The following is an 18,855-nucleotide window of genomic DNA, read 5'->3' as shown; positions in this document are numbered from 1 at the left end:
ACCCGGCTCACCACATAGTGAAGATATCTCTGCATCTTGGCGGATCATTCTACTTGCCATAATCATGCTCCAGGGCCCGCTCGGCACGGAACTTCGCCACATTGAAGGCTGGCCATTTCTGCTTGGTATGCGGCTGAGCTTCCCACTTTTCACGGAGGACCGTATCCAGCTTGCCGTTCTCCTGCTTATTGAAGCTGATCAGCAGCGGCAGGACGTCCGGCGACAGCCGGGATAAATAGCTGGTGTCAAGGACGCCGCTCTTCTCATAGCGCTGGATATTCTGCTTGGCGATAATTTGATCCATGCCGATATAGTTCACCAGTACATACGATAGTAAACCTAAGGCGAGACAGCACTGCGCGAGCGGGAACTGCACCCGGCTGATCCGTACCGCTGCCAGCACCAGTAACAGTCCGAGGAAGATCATAAATGCATGCACCAGAAACCGGATATACGTGTAGCCATAAGCCTCTTCATACAGCATCAGCCGGGAATAGGCGGAGTACAGCATGATTACAGAACACAGTACGAGGATATAGAGCAGAATATGAACAGTTGTACGCAGCAGGCTTCTCTCTGGATGATCCGAATGCAGGGACAGCAGCAGCAGAACGAAGTTAATCGAAGTCACCAGAATCAGCTCCAAAAAACCGCTCCGCGCATAGTCGGCATATGTGCTGCCCTCCGGCAAAATGCCATCCCAGGCACCGAAGAGGTAGGAGAATTGCACGCTGACGAACAGCACATACACCGTATTGATGACGGTGAGAATGGTAGTAAGGATCACCGGGTCCACTTTCAGCGTCAAAGGCTCGGGAAGCAGCTCCAAGGCAGAATCCGGGGCAGGTACGATTTCCATATTCAGCTCCGGCTTAGGATTCCATATATACACCTTGTGATCGACAAAGCCCCAGAGGAGGCCAAACATTCCCAATCCCAGGAGGATCACCCACAACAGACGCGCAATCCCTTCGCCAAAAGAAATCCGTGCCAGCATCTGCGGGAATTTCGCCAGCATCTCATGAAATACCCCGTCTGCCGAGGAGAGCAGTGAGGTTACAATGAGCAGCAGCGGTAAAGAGATTCCCAGTCCGATTAACACCTTGATCAGCACTTGCTTGCGTTCGTCCTTAATTTTCTCCCCGCCGAAGATTCTGCGGATGATCTGCGGAGCGGTTCCCCAGTGCCGCAGACTTTGGGCAAAAAAATGCTCTGCAGCCGTCCCTATAATTCCGATCCTGCTCCAGGAGGGCTGCTTATAGCTCAGCATATAGGTCATATGTAATAAAATCAGCGCCGGTATAACGAGCAGGTTCAGCCCGAAGAAAACCCAATTTGCAAACAATGCATAGGTCAAGGAGAGAAGCACAATCGCTCCGAGCCAGATATAGCTGACCGCAGAAGGCTTGCGAAGCTTGTCTTTGGCAAAATAAAACACAAACCCGTAAAACAAACACACAAAGATCGGATAGGATACCCCCGGCACTGTACCGTAAAATAGATACTGGTTCAGGACCGCCAGCAGAATAGCCGCTCCCAGAGCCTGGAGAGCCCGTTCCGGTTTCGGTGCGGATGGATCATTCATGGTAAATACCTCCATCTTCTTACTTTCATATCCTGATTTTAGCTGATAAAATAAGAAGAAAAAGAGAAAGATTATACGGTTTATTTCCTATTTTAAAAAGGAGACCCGACCCATGAAGCTGCACAGCCAATTTCTGATGCTCCATTCGCACCATGGAGGACCGGCTGAAATCTCTGTTACTCTGGATGAGCTGGCTGCAACCTTTAACTGCACTCACCGCAATGCGCTTCATATTGTCCATAAAATGGCCGGGCAGGAATGGATCACCTGGACCCCCAGCCGCGGCCGGGGCAAACGTTCAAAGCTGGTGTTTCTTGTGGAAGCAGAGGACATTGCCCTGCAGTCTATGAAGCAGGCCATCAACAGCAAAGACATTGGAAGTGCGATTGAGGGTATACGCGGACATACAAGGTCCTCCTCGCTTCAGGATACGCTGCAGGGCTGGCTGCTAACCTATTTCGGGCATCATTCAGAACTCCGCAGCAATAAGGTCATTGATACACTGCGGCTTCCGGTCACTCAGAAGCTTCATACTCTTGACCCGCTGTATATGAATCTGCTGGCCGAGTCCTTCGTCTCCAGCCATGTATTTGACGGATTAGTTGGGAGAGCCGGGGAACGGGGCATTGTTCCGGGCCTGGCCCACGCCTGGGATGTGGATGACAGCCGCACAGAATGGACATTTCATCTGCGGAAGGAGGTCCTATTCCATCACGGAAAAGTACTGTCCGCCGAAGATGTGGTTTATTCGCTGCAGCGGCTGATGCAGACCCCACAGCGGACCCTATACAGTTCTATTTTCAAGGAGATCACCGGGGTCGAAGCATTGAATACCACCACGGTGCGCATTGTGCTGCGGAATCCAAATGAGCTGTTTCTCCCGTTCCTCTGCACCAGCCGGGCGGCGGTGGTTCCGCGTGAGTTAGTGTCTGCAGCAGGGAGTGCCTTTGGCCGCAGACCGGTCGGCACCGGACCCTTCAAGCTGGTAGAGCTGAATGAGGATCTGTGCGTGCTGGAGGTATTCCCTTATTACTATCAGGGCCGGGCACATTTAGACCGTGTGGAAATTCTTCATGTCCCGTTCGGCAACGGGAAGATACAGCCGGACACGGTTTCCGCTTTCCATATTATTCACAATCCCTCGGCAGGGGACTCCTCCTCGTGGAGTCAGATTCATTCCGAATCCTGTGTGCGCAAGTTTGTCACCTGCAACACAAAGAAAAACGGACCCTTAAGCGATCCCCTGCTCCGTGCAGATATTCTGTCTTGCCTGAATGAAACAACACAAGCACCTGCCCCCGATTTCCAAGTCACGCAGCCAGGGGTTTTGCAAATTGCCACCATTCCGCAATATCTCGGGGATGCAGAGCATATTGCTTCCCGATTGTTACAGCACGGGTATGCCTGCAGCGTTTTGGCGGTCTCGCCGGAGGAATTCAAAGGCCCCGTGCGCCTGCAGGCCGATCTCATTGTCTTCTCCCTGCTCCGGGATCAGGACGAGCAGCTTCGGCTGTTCGATCTGTATACGACGCTGTCTCAGCATGTGGATCCCGGGACAAGGGCGGATATTGAAGGCACACTGAACCTCATCTCAAGGGAGCCCGATCCCGCAGCAAGAACCAGCAGCTTCACACGGATTGAGGACAAGCTGACAAGGGATCATCAGCTGTACATTCTGTACGAAAAGCCGGTCCAGACTGCATATCTCCCTTCCGTACGCGGGGTGGCCTTCAACAGCCAGGGCTGGGTAGACCTTCGACATCTGTGGTTTCCTCGCGGCATGTAAAACAGCCCCGACGGAGGTTCCGCCGGAGTTATTCGTTCGTACGACTGTTGGAGTCAGTTCCGGGACAACTTCCCGCTTGAGTAAGGTCTCTATACCTTGCCAGGGAGATTGTCCACAAGCCCTTTGCCGATTACATTGGCGGAAGGCGGTTTCTTACCGGCTTCTCTGGCCCACACGGAGAGCTGACCGATATGATGAATTTCGTGGGCAATCATATGGCGCATGATCTCGCCCCAGGCATAGATCACCACTGATCCATCCTTCCGCGTATCCGTAAAGACATTCCGCTCCATCCCCTCATTCCAGCTCAATACAAAAGGCTCCACCTCCAGCCGGAAGCGTGCAGCAAGCTTTCTCACCTTCTCCAGACTGCTGAACTCGGCAAAATCCTCCTGGAAATCAGGCTTGCCCTGCACCGTCATGATCCAGCTCCACTCCACATCGGCAATATGAAACAATGTCTTCAGGATTCCGCCAACCCCGCCAACCCGCGGCTTGAGCAATTCCTCCTCCGACAGGTCTTCACACCACTTGTACCATTCCTCCCGAACCATCCAGTTATAGCGGAAAAACGTCTGCATGAAATCCCTCCAATAAAAAGATATGAGAACGGCAAACAATTGTTAAATAGATCACAGTTGTTTCCAGTTTATCACATCAGGGCAGGGACACGGGATGTAAAAAATACATATAGCCGACTTTACAGCCTACACAGCTAATTATTTCACCGATCCCACCATACCGGCTACGAACTGCTTCTGCATCAGGAAGAATACCAGTGCGGTCGGGATCGTACCGATCACAATTGCAATCATGATCATGCCAAAGTCCGGAGCATAACCGGAACCCAGCGTGGAGATCAGAAGCGGCATAGTCTTCGTCTCCGGGGTCTGCAGTACAATCAGCGGCCAGAGATAGTTATTCCAGCTCGACATGAAGGTAATGATGGCACCGGCTGCATAAGTGGTTTTCATCGTTGGCAGATAGATCCGCAGGAAGATCCCCAGCTCGCTGAGTCCATCCATCCGTCCCGCCTCCAGCAGCTCTTTGGGGAACATCTTTGTACTCTGCCGGAAGAAGAAGATCAGAAACGCCGTAGTTACCGTAGGCAGAATCACCGAAGTCATCGTATCAATCCCCATCCAGGGGAAGACATTGGAGATTTGCCCGAACATCCGGTACAGCGGAACCATCAGGGCGGCAAAAGGAATCATCATCGACAGCAGTAAAATGTTGAACACGATGTCCTTCGCACGGCTGCGGAACACCTCAAAGCCATAACCGGCGAGTGAGGCGATCAGGAGTGCCAAAATCGTAGTCGTAATCGAGATTTTCGCCGAGTTAATCAAAGCCTGCTGCAGATCGGTGGTTTCCAGCAGATTACGGAAGTTCTCCAGCAGATAAGAGCCGGGTAACAGCCGCCCGCGGGTAACATCAACAGAACGGTTTGTAGAGCTCACGACCATCCACAGAAAGGGGAAAATGGAAATGGCGGCAGCGATACTTAGAAGCAGATATGTGAAGAAACGTTTACTTTTAGCCATTATTTTTCACCTGCCACTTTGAACTGGATGAACGACAGCAGTGCAATCATAATCACAATGGAATAAGACACTGTAGCCGCATAGCCGAAGTCTGCCGAATACTTGAAGGACAGATTATAAATATATTGGGAGATCGTCTGTGTCGCGTTACCTGGACCGCCCTTCGTAATATTCATAACCTCGTCGAAGAGCTGCAAGGTTCCGATTGTAGAGGTAATAGAGGTAAACAGGATGATCGGCTTCAGCAGCGGTACGGTAATTCCGAAAAACTGCCGCGTCGCGGAAGCCCCATCAATTCTGGCTGCCTCATAGATAGAATTGTCGATATTCTGCAGTGCAGACAGATAAAAAATCATATTGTAACCCGTCCACCGCCAGGTAATCGCGATAATAATGGTGATTTTAGCCCAGAACGGATCGGTGATCCACTGAATGGGAGTGTTGATCAGATGAAGATTCATCAGGAAAGTGTTGACCAGCCCGTCTCCGGCAAACAAATATTTGAACACTACTGAGTACGCAACAAGCGAGGTTACGCAGGGCAAGAAGATCGCTGTCCGGAAAAAGCCTTTGAATTTCAGCTTACTGTCATTCAGCAGCACCGAAATAAACAGCGCCAGAATAATCATCAGCGGTACCTGAACCAGCAAGAAGATAAATGTATTTTTAACCGAAGTAATAAAAGTCTTGTCTGACAGCAGTCTTGTATAATTATCAAAACCGGTGAAGGAAAGGTTGGTTCCTGTCCCCGTCTGGAATGATAATATCAAAGCCTGGAGCATTGGATAAAAGTAAAATACAAAGATTAGGATGACAGCCAGCAGGACAAAGGACCATCCTGTGAGCGCGCTTTTTCTGCGAATGCTAAGGTTTGCTTGTTTCACCAAGGTACAGCCCCTTTGAAAGTAAGAGTATAATTAAAAACCCCGGGCGCACTTTCGTCTCCAGACGTCAGGAGCAGCAAGTTACGCCCAAGGGTAACGGTAAATCTCGTTTCAGCTATTTGATCTGTGATTCGGCCTGCGTCTGGGCATCACTCAGGACCTTGTCGATATCCTTGCCGTTCAGGTAATTTTGCATTTCCACGATCAGAATATCCTCAATGGCATATGTGTTAATACCATAATTAACGCTTGGAATCTGCTCTGTCCACGAGGCAAAATCAGATACAACCTTTTGGCCGCCAAAGAATGCATTGGGCTGACTGTAAGCCTCCCCGCTCGATGCCGCTTTGAGGGTACCAATCACACCAATATCCTTAAGCAGCTTTTGGTACAATTCTGTATTGGAGCCAAAGGTCTTGGCCATAAAGTCTGCTGCAGTTTCTTTGCCGTCGACGTTCATCACGTACCACGAGCTGCCGCCAAGGTTCGAAGCATGAACCGATTTATTGTTTGTCAGCTTCGGAAGCGGAGCAATTCCCCATTTGCCGGATTGGGTAGCCTCAGCAGTGATCGAAGGTGTAATCCAGTTTCCGGTAGGTACAGAGGCTACGGCCCCGCTGTTCAGGGCAGCCACAAATTGGCTCCAGTCTGCGTGAACATTGGCCACATTGGCTTCGGTGAGCGCTTTGTAGGTTTCAAATGCTTCCTTAAGAGGCGCATTACCGGCAATGTTCGGTGTCTTCCCGTCATCTTTCAGGTACCAGGAGCCGGCGGATTGTATCATCATGCGAATCAGGCCAAGGTCGTTCGGATCTAGTGTAATCAGTGCCTTTCCGGTTTTCTCTTTCACGGTTTTGCCGATTTCAATATATTTCTTCCAGTCGATATCCTGCAGATCAGACAGCTTGTAGCCGGCCTGTTCCAGGTAATCGGTTCTGAAATATAGACCGGTTACACCAGAGTCGAACGGAATCCCGTATTGCTTGCCGTCCAGGCTGGTCGGGCCGCTTTTGTAATCTGCAAAATCAGCGCCTTTAATATAGCTGCTCAGATCGAAGAAGGAATCCTTATAGGCTTGAAGGAAGCTTTGGGACCGGTAATCCTCAATCAGTACAATGTTCGGCAGCCCCTTGGTTGTACCCGAGTTCAGGCCGGTGTTCAGCTTCTGAATAATATCATTTTGTGCATACTCGACAATGTTGATTTTTACATCCGGGTTGGTTTTGGCATATTCAGCTTTTGCTGCTTCCAGTGCGGCAATATTAAAGGCAGGGTCCCACGCCCAAATTGTAATTTCCTTGGCCTGCGCGGTGCTACCTCCAGCATTCCCCGCATTCTTCCCGGTGTTCGCCGGATTTCCGTTATTCTTGGAATTCGAACCGCAGGCAGTTAACAGCAGCATACAAATCAGTAGTAAGGCAAAGCTCTTTTTCATTTGTTATCCTCCCTTTTTGTGTGTGCGTGAGTGATCGAATGCGTTTTTTCTGTAAGCGCTTCCTGATTACATGGATAATCTTATCATCCGTCCTGCGGGTTCTGTTAGAACTTACTTTATGCAGATTTGTCATTCTATCGCCTGTTTGTAAGCGTTACCTAACCATCCATTTGTTCTTTCTTTGGAAATTGGTATTCATGTTGTCTCCGCAGCAGCGGCAGGCGGATTTTGACCACTGTGCCTTCTCCCGGACGGCTCTTGATCTTAATCCCGTATTCCTCGCCATACAGCAGTACAAGGCGGTCATGCACATTCCTGATCCCGATGCCGGTGAACTGCTGACGTTTGCCCTCTGGCTCGGATAGCGGGAGATCCCGCTCATCGATCTCCATACCGTCTCCATTGTCGACGACTTCACACACCAGGGAGCCGGCATCCCGGGAGATCAGCACATGAATGTAGCCTTCGCTTTTCTTCGTAAACGCATGAAAAAAAGCATTTTCAATAAATGGCTGAATGATCAGCTTCGGCAAATGGAACTCCATACAATCCGGTGAGATAAAGAAATTGACCCGGATCCGCTCCCCGTACCGGACATGGTTGATAAAGACATACGATTTGAGATTCTCCAGCTCCTGGGTCACCGTGATGCTCTCACTGACATTGCTGAGCGCATTTTGCAGCATCGAAATCAGGGCATGAATCGTATGCACCGCCTTGTCTTTGCTGCCCTGCTGCACCAGAAAATTAACCGAAGCCAGCGTATTGTAGAGAAAATGCGGGTTGATCTGATGCTGCAATGCGGCGAGCTCTGCCTGGCGCTGATCTTTTTGGGTCTGTACCAATCGGGCAATGTAAGCATTTAATTCATCAAGCATGTAGTTGTAAGTATGCCCAAGTTCCTGGAATTCAAAGCTGCCGGTCACAGTGATGTAATTGTGGAAATTCCGGTGAGTGATTTTGGACATCTGCCGGGTCAGCAGCGTTAAAGACCTTGTAAGCTTGCGGGAGATTAAAAATACAATAATCAGCGCCACGATCACGATGGCTGAGCAGATCCATATGACCGCTTTCTTATCCACCATCTGGCCGAGAGCCGTTTGTTTATCAATCAAATTGACGATATAAAAATCGTAGGAAGACAAATAATCGGCGATCAGGATGGAATCCGTGCCCCGGAATGCAACATTCTTATAATCGAGCTTCCGGGCCTCAATAGCCTTGGCGAATCCCAGCAAATCCTTTGCCTCCTGTCCCATCAGGTCACTACGGTTACTGGAGACAATGACCCCATCCATGTTCAGTATCGCCACATCGTTTCCGGTGCTGACGAAGCTGGCGTAGAACGGCCGGAAATCCTTTTCATGAATTGTAAAATACAAGGTTCCATAAATATCGCTTGTCGTCCGCTCCATAAGCGCTTTGCTGCCTACGATTACCCCGTCCTTTTGGTTGACCCCCGGCTTGGACTCTTTATAGAATTGGTACATCAGTCTTTTGGGTTCAGCCATCGTATTACGCGTCAGCTCATGCTCCCGCAGCTCCGTATCGGTCATCAGCAAATTTTGGGTATTGGTTGAATAGCTGCGCCCGTTTTCCCCCATGATTTTGATCCCGACCTGGTAAGTGTCCAGTGTGGATTGGATTTTCTTCATCTGTGTCGTCATGTTGTAGAAGGTTCTCAGCTCACGCACGGAGGTGGAATCCTTATCCGTCAAAAAGCTCTTAATCGTACCGCTCAGCTGTGCATTATTGGTAGCCGTAACGATGGAGTAATGGAAGGATTCGAAGTTCTCCTTAATCTGGTTCAGCACCTTGGAATTCGTAATGCTGAAAGTCTCCATGAACAGCTTCTCCGACATGCGGACTGTGGTCCACGATGTTGAAATCGCTACAGTGATGATGCTGATGACCATAACAATAAAGATTTTGATAAATAAACTGTGAAATTTGTAACGCTCCCAATACCTTCGCATAATGTTTACTCCTGCCCGTAAAATTGACGTCTATAGCCGCTTGGGGATTGTCCGGTATATTTCTTGAATACTTTGCAAAAATAGCTGTGATCCCCGTAGCCGACCATACTGCTGATCTCGGAAATCGGGGTCTCCCCCTCCCGCAGCAGCACCGCCGCTTTATCGGTACGGATCGTATTGAGATGCTCCTTAAATCCTTCCTGGTTGTGCGCCGTGAACAGACTGGACAAGTAGGAGGGGTTGAAATGGAAATGGCGGGCCAGCTCTGTCAGGCTAAGCGGCTCCGCATAATGCTCCTCGATATATTCCAGAAGCTTCTTCATATTGGTATGACTGCCGGATGCGGGGACTGCCGAGGATGCCAGCTCCATTACCCGGTCCAAAAAGCCTTCCAAAATCCCCGCTGCCGCATCCGCATTCGGAGCCTCATCAATCGAGCGGAAAAGGTCATACTTCTCCTCCTCCAGCACCTTTAGATGGCTGAACTGATGGGTCACATTGAAGATCATGTTTCCCAGAAAGGATTTGAACTGAAAGACATCATTGTCGTAATACGAGCAGAGTGCAGCCACATGCTGGCGAAGCTCCGCAAAAGCCTCCTCCAGCTGAAGCCGCTTAAGCTGCTCGGTGAACTGGCCCGGATTAAATTTCGGAAGTTCCGCTGTGAGCGTTGGCAATTCATCCGGAATCAGCACCATCTTGCCGGGAAAATAAAACCTGTATTGCCCGAGCTTCATATAGCTGCCCTGGTACACCGCCGCCGCCTCATCGAGCCCGGGAAAGGCTATGCTCAGACAAATCTGGAACTCCGGTTCATGTTCAGATCTCTTCAAGGCAAGCTCATATAGTACCCGTACAGTATCGCCCCACATTGCAGCCTCAAGATTAATCAGAAAAAGCCCTGTGTCCGTCTGCACTCCAGATACGGATACAGCAATCAGGCCGGGAACACTGCGTTCCAGGGCTTCAATTATAGGTGTATCGTCAAGATGTTCTTGTGAAGATACTCCCAGAAATCTGAATTGTCCATGCGGAAAATGCTGCTTCAAAGAGTATCCCCGCCTTCTTCCGTTATGATATTTAATAGCCTGCCACATAAGAAGGGATTATAGAGCGCTATCACGGATATGGTCAAAGGATAATTATTCCGTCGAAGGATTAATGGCGTGAAAATTATGAATCCTTTTTTGACTCAAACCCAAACCCCTGTAACTCTCCGCTCTATCCCGCACGTAAGCCACCCCTTTTTCACAAAAAAAGGCTGCACCGTCCTTCACTGGACAGTACAGCCGTTATAAGTTGAGGATGCCGGAGGACTTTGCTTCTTCAATTCGCTTTGTAAAGCAATACAAAGCAGGAAAGTCCTTTTTCAACAAAAAAAAACCGGTGAAATCATCACCGGTATCAAAGAGCTTATTTGAGATACATATGTAAAATAAAACCCATTTTTCCTGCGTCAACTATAAAATTAATATAGCACGGAAATGTCAAGATAGCAAGCATTTTTATGGAAATTGAAGCAAATCCATAGCATATCCCCACCCCAGCGGCAAAGTTGGATCTACAGATGGCGTAATTCCATTTTATCTCAGCCATAGGACAATGTTATGATCTTCTGCACGAAGGAGGTGCACTAGATGCAGATTGAAGTCAAAGATATCCGGAAAACGTTCAAGGTGTACAAACGGCCCGAAGGAAAATGGGGGATGCTGAAGGGAGCTTTTATGCGCAATGTGACTCAAGTGGAAGCACTCGGCGGAATCAGCTTTGGGATTAATGAAGGTGAGCTAGTCGGGTACATCGGGCCTAACGGTGCAGGCAAATCCACAACGGTCAAGGTGATGAGCGGCATCCTTACGCCGGACAGCGGTGAATGCGCCATTATGGGCAAGATTCCCTGGAAGAACCGTGTGGAGCATGTATCCAAAATTGGTGTCGTGTTCGGGCAGCGCTCCCAGCTGTGGTGGGATGTACCGGTGGCCGACTCTTTTGATGTGCTCAAAGATATCTACGCCATTCCCCCGGGTGATTACAAGACAAGACTTGCCGAACTGACGGCAACCCTTGGTGTGGAAGCGCTTCTAAAGACGCCAGTCCGGCAGCTCTCACTTGGACAGCGGATGCGTTGTGAGTTGGTGGCCGCTCTGCTGCACCGCCCCAAAATCCTCTTCCTGGATGAGCCTACCATCGGCCTCGATGCGGTATCCAAGCTTGCGCTCCGGAACTTTTTGAAGGAGGAAAACCGTAAGTACGGGGTAACCATGGTGCTGACCACCCATGATATGGACGACATTGAAGCGCTCTGCGAACGGGTGATGGTCATAGGGCATGGACAACTGCTGTACGACGGACCGCTGGGCGGCCTGCAGGAGAAATATGCTCCAGAAGTGATTATGAAAGTAAATACGGATGCCATGATCGCTGCGATGTATAACGACCTGTCGCTGGTATAACAACTTTTAGGAGGTGTGAAATGAATTTTCGGAATACCTGTAAAGCCTGCAGTTCCCTCTTCCGCATCCGTATGGCCGAAGGGCTGCAATACCGGGCTTCTGCAATATCCGGCGTGTTTGTAAGTGTCTTCTGGGGTTTCCTGGAGTGCGTACTGTTCACCGTATTTTATACATACAGCGATAACGGAGCCTGGAATAATAACGGTCTATCCTTATCCCAAACCATATCCTACGTATGGCTGGCTCAGGGCCTGTTTATCTTGCAATCCATGAACATTGACGGCGAGATTATGGCCAAAATCAACAACGGTGATGTCGGTGTGGAGCTGTGCCGCCCGATGAATCTGTACACGCATTGGTTCGTCAAAAGCTCGGCAGGCAAGCTTGGAACCTCCTGGCTCCGCAGCCTCGCCACCATCCTGGCCGGATTGCTGATGCCTGTCAGCTACGCGCTGGGAGCTCCTGCATCTGCCCTTGGATTTGCCTGTTTTCTCTTGTCGGTTGTGATGGCCTTTGTGCTATGCTCCGCCTTTGCCATGTTCGTCACCGCCATACGCTTGAACATCACCTGGGGTGATGGCCCAACATATATGCTATTGCTGTTCAGCGGGATATTGTCCGGCACTTATCTTCCCCTTCGTCTCTGGCCTGACTTTATGCAGACCTTTCTGTATCTCCAGCCCTTTGGCGGGTTCGCAGATATACCGGTTCAGCTGTATGTCGGCAGTCTCGCACCATCGGGTGCCCTGCCTGCAATCGGTTTACAGCTATTTTGGAGTGCCCTCTTTATATTTGCCGGACGTTCCATCATGACCCGCAAGCTAAAAAGTATTATCGTGCAGGGAGGGTGAATTGAAGGATGATCGATGAAAGCAAAATCTATTTCAAATATTTGCGGATGCACCTGTTGTCGGGAATGGAGTACAAAGGCTGGTGGCTGATGCTAATCCAGGTGTTTGTTGTGGTCATTTCGGACCCCATCTCCACCGTCCTGCTCTTCTCACGCTTCGGCAATATCGGGGAATGGACGGTCGCCCATATTATTCTGGTCTATTCCCTGGCTGTGGCTTCCTTTGGACTCGCAGAGAGCCTGTGCCGCGGCTTTGATTATTTCCCCTGGCAGATGCTGCGCTCCGGTGACTTTGACAGATTGCTACTCCGTCCCCGCTCCCTGTTCGTCCAGGTCGCAGCGTCCAGGTTCCATCTGCACCGTCTGGTCCGTCCCATCACAGGAATCTGCGCGGCAGGCTGGGCGCTCTCAGAGCTTGGCGTTTCACTAACCCTGGGGAAGATCGGCATCCTAACCATGGCCCTGGCAGGCGGGTGCATTATGTACTGCGGGGTATTCGTGCTCACCTCGGGGCTTGCATTCTTTACCATCAAAGGCCTGGACTGGATCTATATCCTGACCAATGCCAGCTATCAAATCACCCGCTGCCCCGAGCCCTACATGCCTAAGGCGCTGAAGTCCATATTCAGCTTTGTGCTGCCTATGCTATTTATCAGCTTCTATCCTGCGGCTGCGGTGTGCGGCTGGGGTTATCCGCAGTGGCTGGGCTATCTGTCCCTTCCCGCCGGAGCTGCGTTCCTGGGCGTGTCGCTGCTGGTCTGGCGTTTCGGGGTAAGACATTATAAGAGTACGGGGAGCTGATGTTTCGAGAGTATGCTATCCAAGACATAATTACCCCACTGTAGGTTCATAGCAAATAAACGGGTGAACGAACCGCAAGGTTATCAACTAATGGGAGCTCAAATGCTTGCGGTATCCCTCCACCTTTTCCTCCCGGTAGCCCATCGACTCATAAAAGACATGCGCTTCCTTACGCTTCTCACCCGAAACGAACATGATGTAATAGCAGTCTTTTTCGTGAGCGATGGACTCCAGGGCAGATATAAGCTTGTTGCCGAGGCCCTGGCGCCGTGCCCGGGAAGAAACAACCACATTCTCAATCACCATGAACGGCCGGCAATCGCCAACGAGATCCTGGCACACGATGCCCATCATTGAACCCAGCAGCTCCCCGTCCACATAAGCACCCAACAGTATGTAACGGCTATCCGCCTGAATTGAACGAAATGCCTCCTCGAGCTTCTTCGGGTCCGTAGGACGATCGATCAGCTCATGGTAGAGCTTGTTCAGTGCATCAAGGGATTCGAATTCAATTTCTTTAATAATGACCATATGGAGGTCCCCCGCTTTCTGTCGATGGATCAGGCTATTCTTTTTTATACATATATAGTTTTCCATTCGGGGATATAGCATCCTTCTGCCCTTAAATCCCCTTCGCCGCAGCTCACGTTCCAGCAGCAATATATTCTTTAAGCACAGCCTCCACTCGCTCTTCGACAGTCATATCCCCTTCCAGTCTCAATACAGGACATTGCAGCTGCGACATCCATTCCTCATGAAGGACTCTGCTTCTGACTTCCGGACCCGCTGTATCGTACAAAGCCGCCCATTCCATAAAGGTCTGTACCTCATTGAACATGCTGCCGCCAGGCAGACTTTCCGCACCATACCTCTCGACTTCCCTTGTTAGCAGGCGTTCGAGCCGGATTTCCCCGGGAATCCACAGAAATACAACCAGATCAAACCAGGGATGAAGCCCGTCACCCCAACCACATACGGCACCAGACAATATCCATGGCTCCTTCTGGACGAGATCACGCCGGATCGTACGCAGCCTTTCATTAATCTCTGTCTGTTTGGTATATTTATGCGCCCAGAAATAATCGTCGCTGTCCAAATGCACATGCGGCAGATGCTCAGCCAAAGCCCGGCCCAATGTACTGGTTCCAGAGCCTGACGCCCCCATAATATGAATTTTGCTGTACATATACCCTCCTAAATATGCGCTAAGTAGACCGTGTAACAAATCATGCATATATTCAAAAAAAGATACAGCGATACTTCTCACTGTACCTTTTGGTATATCCCGGTCTCACTCCGAAATGTCTGGTGGAATTCTCCGCGCGATACCCGTTGCGATTGCGGCCCGAATCACCGCGTCCCGTATCTCTTCAACCACTTTCTCATTAAAAATACTCGGGATAATATACTGCTCATTTAGCTCGTCCGGGTGAACTACTGAAGCTATCGCCTGCGCAGCAGCCAGCTTCATCTCCAGATTGACCGTTTTGGCCCTGCAATCCAGTGCCCCGCGAAAAATCCCGGGAAAGCAAAGCACATTATTGATCTGATTCGGATAATCACTTCTTCCGGTAGCCACTACCCGGGCATAAGGCTCGGCCAGCTCCGGCTCAATCTCAGGGGTCGGATTAGCCATGGCAAACACGATATTATCCTCCGCCATACTCTGAACATGCTCTACTTTCAGGATACCTCCGCTAGAGACGCCAATGAACACATCCGCCTCCGCAATAGCCTCCGTCAGTCCTCCAGTCAGCCCCTCAGGATTAGTTGCCCCAGCAAGCCAGCTCCACTCCGCATTGTCATAACTCTGCTCCTTGTGCAGAATGCCCGCCCGGTCAACAGCATAGATCTTCTGTGCACCCGCTGCCAGCAGCAGACGGCAGATCGAAACGCCTGCTGCTCCGATGCCAACAACGACAATCCGGCAATCCTCTACTCTTTTCCCAACCACTTTAAGCGCATTCAACAGACCGGCCAAAGCCACAACTGCCGTCCCATGCTGATCGTCATGAAACACCGGAATATCCAGTTCAGCAGACAGCCGCCGTTCAATCTCAAAGCAGCGGGGAGAGCTGATGTCCTCCAGGTTAATCCCGCCAAACCCGGCAGCAACCGCTTTCACAATACGAATGATCTCCTCTGGATCTTTGGTATTCAGGCATAGCGGAAAAGCATCGATCTCTGCCAGCTGCTTGAACAGCATCGCTTTGCCTTCCATCACAGGCATCGCCGCCTCCGGCCCAATATCGCCGAGACCCAGTACCGCAGTACCGTCGGTGACAACAGCTACCGTATTTCTTTTCATCGTTAGTGAATAGGCTCTCCCCGGGTCCTCAGCAATAGCCATACAGACACGCGCCACACCAGGTGTGTAGACCAGCGACAGATCCTCGCGGTTCTTGATCGGCATCTTTGGGGTGATCTCAATTTTGCCGCCAATGTGAGCAAGAAAGGTTCTGTCCGATACATTGATGACTTTAATCCCCGGCATGTCTGTAAGTACCGTAATAATCTTGTCATTTGAAGCATCCTGCACATTTACCGTAATATCCCGCGTCGTTACATCCTTGCCTGCGCGAATCACGTCAATGGCCACAATATCGCCACCAACCGCAGCCAGCCTCGAGGCCACATCCCCAAAGGTCGCAACCGGTTTGCGGATTTCCAGCCGGATAATCATCGTTGTTGCAATCGACATAGAGTTACCCTCCTTGATCTGAGCAATCTATGTCCAATATACTACAGTTCACACTTTATACATAATTGTATTCTAAAATTTCGGATTCCCACGTTTTACCGTTTGCCTTTGATATAATCTGAACATCTGACCTTAGAAACTATACATCCAGGAGGAATAGCATTGGCCGTTTCCGTATCCGAATTCACTGAATACTTAGAGAAATATGTATCCTTTTTGATTATTGAAAAGAACCTCTCCCCAAAGTCCATCAAAGCCTACATGTCCGACCTCAACATGCTCCACAACTGGTTAACCGAAAATGAGGTGGATGCTATCACAAGTGACATCCTTCATCATTACTTCCATAGCTTCAACAGTGCAGGCATGCTTAAGGATTCTACGATCAAGAGAAAGTACATATCGATTAAGTCATTTTTTTTATTTTTAGTCCATAAAAATTGGATTGAACAATCCCCGCTCCACAACTTCGGGAAAAAGTTCAAGACCGCCAAAAGAATTCCCAAGACACTGGCCGTCGAAGAAATTGAACGCTTGCTGCAATCTCCGTTGATCGACCGGAAGCAATTGACCACGCCGTTTCGCACCCGTCTGTCCATCCGAAATGATGCCATTATCGATTTATTATTTTCAACTGGTATTCGTATTGGAGAGCTTGCGCAAATTCATCTGCAAGATATCGACTTGAAGAATCAGGTGGTTGTTATTTTCGGCAAAGGGCGCAAAGAACGGCTGCTCTACCTGTCCAGCTCCGAGCTAATCGGCAAGCTCAACGACTGGATGGAGATCAGAGAGCAGTTCCGTCCGAAGAACGATACCTTGTTCCTTAATAAATACGGCCGGGCCTTATCGATATACGGAGTGGAAGATATCTTTGCCAAATACAGAAAGTTAGCCAGCATTAACGAAAAGGCAACACCTCACTACCTCCGCCATTCCTTCGCCACTCAGCTGCTGGAGAACGGAGCCGACCTCCGCGCCGTCCAGGAAATCCTCGGCCACTCCAGCGTAAGCACCACCGAAATCTACACCGAAGTCTCAGTCAAACGAAAGCGGGACGTCCTCTCCCAATTCAACCCCAGAAACCGGCTGGAGACCTCCTAATAACTACGAATTATTTGGGGGTTAATGGAGTGTATTTATTAAAAGGTTTTCTTGGAGATAAGTATCAACGTGTAAACAGAATAATAGATTCCTATCATTCTGTTCAAAATAATTACATAAATATGGAGGCTTGCTGTAGTTATCCCTTCGAAAGTGTTATGGAAGCTCAAAGATATCCCATTTTCACATTGCCTACAGAAGGAGTAAGTGGAGCAAGATTTTTCCCAGCATTTGAATGTATCGAGGACATTGATATATATTCCGAAGAACTAGTAAGAGCGCTCTTCCATCTTGATACCAATTATAAAGTTTCAACTCAACCGCATTCCGGTACTCAGGCTAATCAAATAGTATATAATGCAGTATTATCAGAAAATGACGTTGTTCTAAGCTTAAGCCCTAAAGATGGTGGTCACATCTCACACAATAAAATATCAAAGAATCAAAATAAAGTATTAAACTATCACCTTACTTCTGAATTTGAGTTTAATTATGATGAAATCGAAAGACTAACTCAAAAAAACAAGCCAAAACTAATAATTGTTGGAGCTTCCTCATATCCATTACAAATAGACTACAAACGAATTGCTCAAATAGCCCATAAGTATAACGCTCTCTTATTAGCCGACATTTGTCATACTGCTTTATATATTCTTGGGAAGACTTATCCTGATGTATTTCCGCACGCAGACTTTGTAACATTTACCATGGATAAAACATTAAGAGGCCCGCAAGGTGGCATCCTCATTTATAAAAGCGATTTTAACAGGCTAATATCTTATTCAATTTTCCCAACATCACAAGGGGGACCTCTCCAATCAATTCAATTCGCAAAGATGATAGCATTGGTTGAATTAAGCTCAATAGATCTAGAAAAGTATGCAAAAGTTGTTCAGGACAATTCTAGAATTATATGTAGAAAACTAGTTGATCAAAAAATACCTGTTGTATCTGGAACTTCAGATACTCACTTGATACTAATAGATGTTGGAGCTTTAAAAACTACAGGAAATTTAGTAGAATCTATATTTTATGAAAATAACTTGCTTGTAAATAAGAATTTAATACCAGAAGATTTAGCTTCTCCTGAAATCACTTCCGGTATTCGTCTAGGTACAGTTTGTATAAGCAACTTAAACTATTCTAACGATGATGTGATCCTCCTCGCAGAAATGATTGCAAACATTCTTCTTAATCCAACAAGTAGAAATGAAGGAATAGGTTATTTAAGTGATAAATATCATAAAACCATTAATATCTCCAATTAGGAGATAAACTTAGAGACATTGGTAAGTCTAAACCGTCCAAGTGTACTTTAACTAGAACCTCAAAACATGTTGTATTTCTTTTATGATTCTTGTCAATATAGTATTCTCTAGGATGCTCAGTAATGCTAAGATTTAAGACTAACTCTAAGTTATAAAGATTGTAAACGACCTGAAATCTCACCCAAGGGTCTTTAGTTATTACAGGATTATTATATATTTCCCAAATTTCTTGATGAACCCTTAGTAGGGATATCTCCTTAGAATTCAAGTCAATTATTAAACTATTGAGTTGTAAAATTATATGATCTAAAGAGAGGCTCTGAGGTACTGTCTCCTGGGCCTTCTTTGTGTAGATTCTAGCTTCTTCAAGATTACCTTTTAAAAATTCAAGTACACCAAAATTACAGAAGACTTCAAATATTTCGTTAGAATTTATTGATTTGTGGATGTTTAGTGCTTCATTTAAAT

General features: G+C 48.4%; 17 protein-coding genes. 6 read left to right on the top strand and 11 right to left on the bottom strand.

What is annotated here, in order from left to right; all coding sequences use genetic code 11:
- Positions 1-49: 49 nt before the first annotated feature.
- Positions 50-1,585, bottom strand: coding sequence for a DUF4153 domain-containing protein (locus A3849_RS25915; protein ID WP_074113984.1), 1,536 nt, complete (start codon positions 1,583-1,585; stop codon positions 50-52).
- A 112-nt stretch (positions 1,586-1,697) separates the two neighbouring features.
- Here A3849_RS25915 and A3849_RS25910 point away from each other — a divergent pair, with 112 nt between their 5' ends.
- Positions 1,698-3,371 (top strand): ABC transporter substrate-binding protein, encoded by a 1,674-nt coding sequence (locus A3849_RS25910; RefSeq protein ID WP_074113983.1) that lies wholly within the window; start codon positions 1,698-1,700, stop codon positions 3,369-3,371.
- Positions 3,372-3,460: 89 nt separating this feature from the next.
- On the opposite strand, the gene A3849_RS25905 is transcribed toward A3849_RS25910, so the two are convergent.
- From A3849_RS25905 to A3849_RS25880, 6 genes are all read right to left on the bottom strand, one after another.
- The gene (locus A3849_RS25905) at positions 3,461-3,952 is read right to left on the bottom strand and encodes a DinB family protein (protein WP_074113982.1); all 492 of its coding nucleotides are present in this window, start codon (positions 3,950-3,952) and stop codon (positions 3,461-3,463) included.
- A 138-nt stretch (positions 3,953-4,090) separates the two neighbouring features.
- Positions 4,091-4,915, bottom strand: a complete 825-nt coding sequence (locus A3849_RS25900; protein ID WP_074113981.1) for a carbohydrate ABC transporter permease — start codon at positions 4,913-4,915, stop codon at positions 4,091-4,093.
- Positions 4,915-5,799 (bottom strand): carbohydrate ABC transporter permease, encoded by an 885-nt coding sequence (locus A3849_RS25895; RefSeq protein ID WP_074113998.1) that lies wholly within the window; start codon positions 5,797-5,799, stop codon positions 4,915-4,917. Before A3849_RS25895 ends, A3849_RS25900 begins: the two co-directional genes overlap by 1 nt.
- Positions 5,800-5,914: 115 nt before the next feature.
- Entirely contained in the window at positions 5,915-7,234 is a 1,320-nt protein-coding gene (locus tag A3849_RS25890; RefSeq protein ID WP_074113980.1) for an ABC transporter substrate-binding protein, read from the bottom strand.
- Positions 7,235-7,392: 158 nt separating this feature from the next.
- Positions 7,393-9,210 carry a cache domain-containing sensor histidine kinase gene (locus A3849_RS25885; RefSeq protein WP_074113979.1) on the bottom strand — a complete coding sequence of 606 codons (1,818 nt, stop codon included), beginning with the start codon at positions 9,208-9,210 and terminating at the stop codon, positions 7,393-7,395.
- A gap of 5 nt (positions 9,211-9,215) precedes the next feature.
- Positions 9,216-10,259 carry a helix-turn-helix transcriptional regulator gene (locus tag A3849_RS25880; protein WP_074113978.1) on the bottom strand — a complete coding sequence of 348 codons (1,044 nt, stop codon included), beginning with the start codon at positions 10,257-10,259 and terminating at the stop codon, positions 9,216-9,218.
- Between the two features lie 588 nt (positions 10,260-10,847).
- Here A3849_RS25880 and A3849_RS25875 point away from each other — a divergent pair.
- Genes A3849_RS25875 through A3849_RS25865 form a run of 3 tightly spaced genes read left to right on the top strand, consistent with a single transcriptional unit; the run spans position 10,848 to position 13,314 of the window.
- Positions 10,848-11,663: an ABC transporter ATP-binding protein gene (locus A3849_RS25875; RefSeq protein ID WP_074113977.1), complete on the top strand. Its 816-nt coding sequence runs from the start codon at positions 10,848-10,850 to the stop codon at positions 11,661-11,663.
- Between the two features lie 20 nt (positions 11,664-11,683).
- A complete protein-coding gene (locus A3849_RS25870; protein WP_074113976.1) occupies positions 11,684-12,514 on the top strand; it encodes an ABC transporter permease in 831 nt (276 codons plus the stop codon).
- Positions 12,515-12,522: 8 nt separating this feature from the next.
- A complete protein-coding gene (locus A3849_RS25865) occupies positions 12,523-13,314 on the top strand; it encodes an ABC transporter permease (protein ID WP_074113975.1) in 792 nt (263 codons plus the stop codon).
- 87 nt (positions 13,315-13,401) lie between these two features.
- Here the strand turns inward: A3849_RS25865 and A3849_RS25860 are convergent, their stop codons facing one another.
- The 3 genes from A3849_RS25860 to A3849_RS25850 all read right to left on the bottom strand — a co-directional run bounded on the left by A3849_RS25860 (position 13,402) and on the right by A3849_RS25850 (position 16,015).
- Complete coding sequence (locus A3849_RS25860; RefSeq protein WP_074113974.1) at positions 13,402-13,845, bottom strand: GNAT family N-acetyltransferase; 444 nt, start codon at positions 13,843-13,845, stop codon at positions 13,402-13,404.
- Positions 13,846-13,957: 112 nt separating this feature from the next.
- Positions 13,958-14,500: an ATP-binding protein gene (locus A3849_RS25855; RefSeq protein ID WP_074113973.1), complete on the bottom strand. Its 543-nt coding sequence runs from the start codon at positions 14,498-14,500 to the stop codon at positions 13,958-13,960.
- Between the two features lie 105 nt (positions 14,501-14,605).
- Positions 14,606-16,015, bottom strand: a complete 1,410-nt coding sequence (locus A3849_RS25850) for an NAD-dependent malic enzyme (protein ID WP_074113972.1) — start codon at positions 16,013-16,015, stop codon at positions 14,606-14,608.
- Positions 16,016-16,177: 162 nt separating this feature from the next.
- Between A3849_RS25850 and A3849_RS25845 the strand changes: the two genes are divergently transcribed.
- Together A3849_RS25845 and A3849_RS25840 are read left to right on the top strand one after the other, a co-directional pair.
- Entirely contained in the window at positions 16,178-17,119 is a 942-nt protein-coding gene (locus A3849_RS25845; protein WP_074113971.1) for a tyrosine-type recombinase/integrase, read from the top strand.
- Between the two features lie 29 nt (positions 17,120-17,148).
- Positions 17,149-18,387, top strand: a complete 1,239-nt coding sequence (locus tag A3849_RS25840) for an aminotransferase class I/II-fold pyridoxal phosphate-dependent enzyme (RefSeq protein WP_074113970.1) — start codon at positions 17,149-17,151, stop codon at positions 18,385-18,387.
- On the opposite strand, the gene A3849_RS33380 is transcribed toward A3849_RS25840, so the two are convergent.
- Positions 18,371-18,855 (bottom strand): hypothetical protein (locus A3849_RS33380; RefSeq protein WP_218619259.1); only part of this gene is annotated, 485 nt, incomplete at its 5' end. The two genes, A3849_RS25840 and A3849_RS33380, sit on opposite strands and share 17 nt — an antisense overlap.

It is taken from the genome of Paenibacillus sp. P46E, assembly GCF_001909095.1.
In the GTDB taxonomy this organism is placed as follows: domain Bacteria; phylum Bacillota; class Bacilli; order Paenibacillales; family Paenibacillaceae; genus Paenibacillus_AQ; species Paenibacillus_AQ helianthi.
This window is presented reverse-complemented; position numbering and strand designations above follow the sequence as displayed.

Coding starts and splice junctions, on each gene's coding strand:
- A3849_RS25875 (WP_074113977.1), top strand. CDS start 10,848: ATGCAGATTGAAGTCAAAGATATCCGGAAAACGTTCAAGGTGTACAAA.
- A3849_RS25905 (WP_074113982.1), bottom strand. CDS start 3,952: ATGCAGACGTTTTTCCGCTATAACTGGATGGTTCGGGAGGAATGGTAC.
- A3849_RS25870 (WP_074113976.1), top strand. CDS start 11,684: ATGAATTTTCGGAATACCTGTAAAGCCTGCAGTTCCCTCTTCCGCATC.
- A3849_RS25900 (WP_074113981.1), bottom strand. CDS start 4,915: ATGGCTAAAAGTAAACGTTTCTTCACATATCTGCTTCTAAGTATCGCT.
- A3849_RS25850 (WP_074113972.1), bottom strand. CDS start 16,015: ATGTCGATTGCAACAACGATGATTATCCGGCTGGAAATCCGCAAACCG.
- A3849_RS25855 (WP_074113973.1), bottom strand. CDS start 14,500: ATGTACAGCAAAATTCATATTATGGGGGCGTCAGGCTCTGGAACCAGT.
- A3849_RS25865 (WP_074113975.1), top strand. CDS start 12,523: ATGATCGATGAAAGCAAAATCTATTTCAAATATTTGCGGATGCACCTG.
- A3849_RS25890 (WP_074113980.1), bottom strand. CDS start 7,234: ATGAAAAAGAGCTTTGCCTTACTACTGATTTGTATGCTGCTGTTAACT.
- A3849_RS25860 (WP_074113974.1), bottom strand. CDS start 13,845: ATGGTCATTATTAAAGAAATTGAATTCGAATCCCTTGATGCACTGAAC.
- A3849_RS25885 (WP_074113979.1), bottom strand. CDS start 9,210: ATGCGAAGGTATTGGGAGCGTTACAAATTTCACAGTTTATTTATCAAA.
- A3849_RS25910 (WP_074113983.1), top strand. CDS start 1,698: ATGAAGCTGCACAGCCAATTTCTGATGCTCCATTCGCACCATGGAGGA.
- A3849_RS25915 (WP_074113984.1), bottom strand. CDS start 1,585: ATGAATGATCCATCCGCACCGAAACCGGAACGGGCTCTCCAGGCTCTG.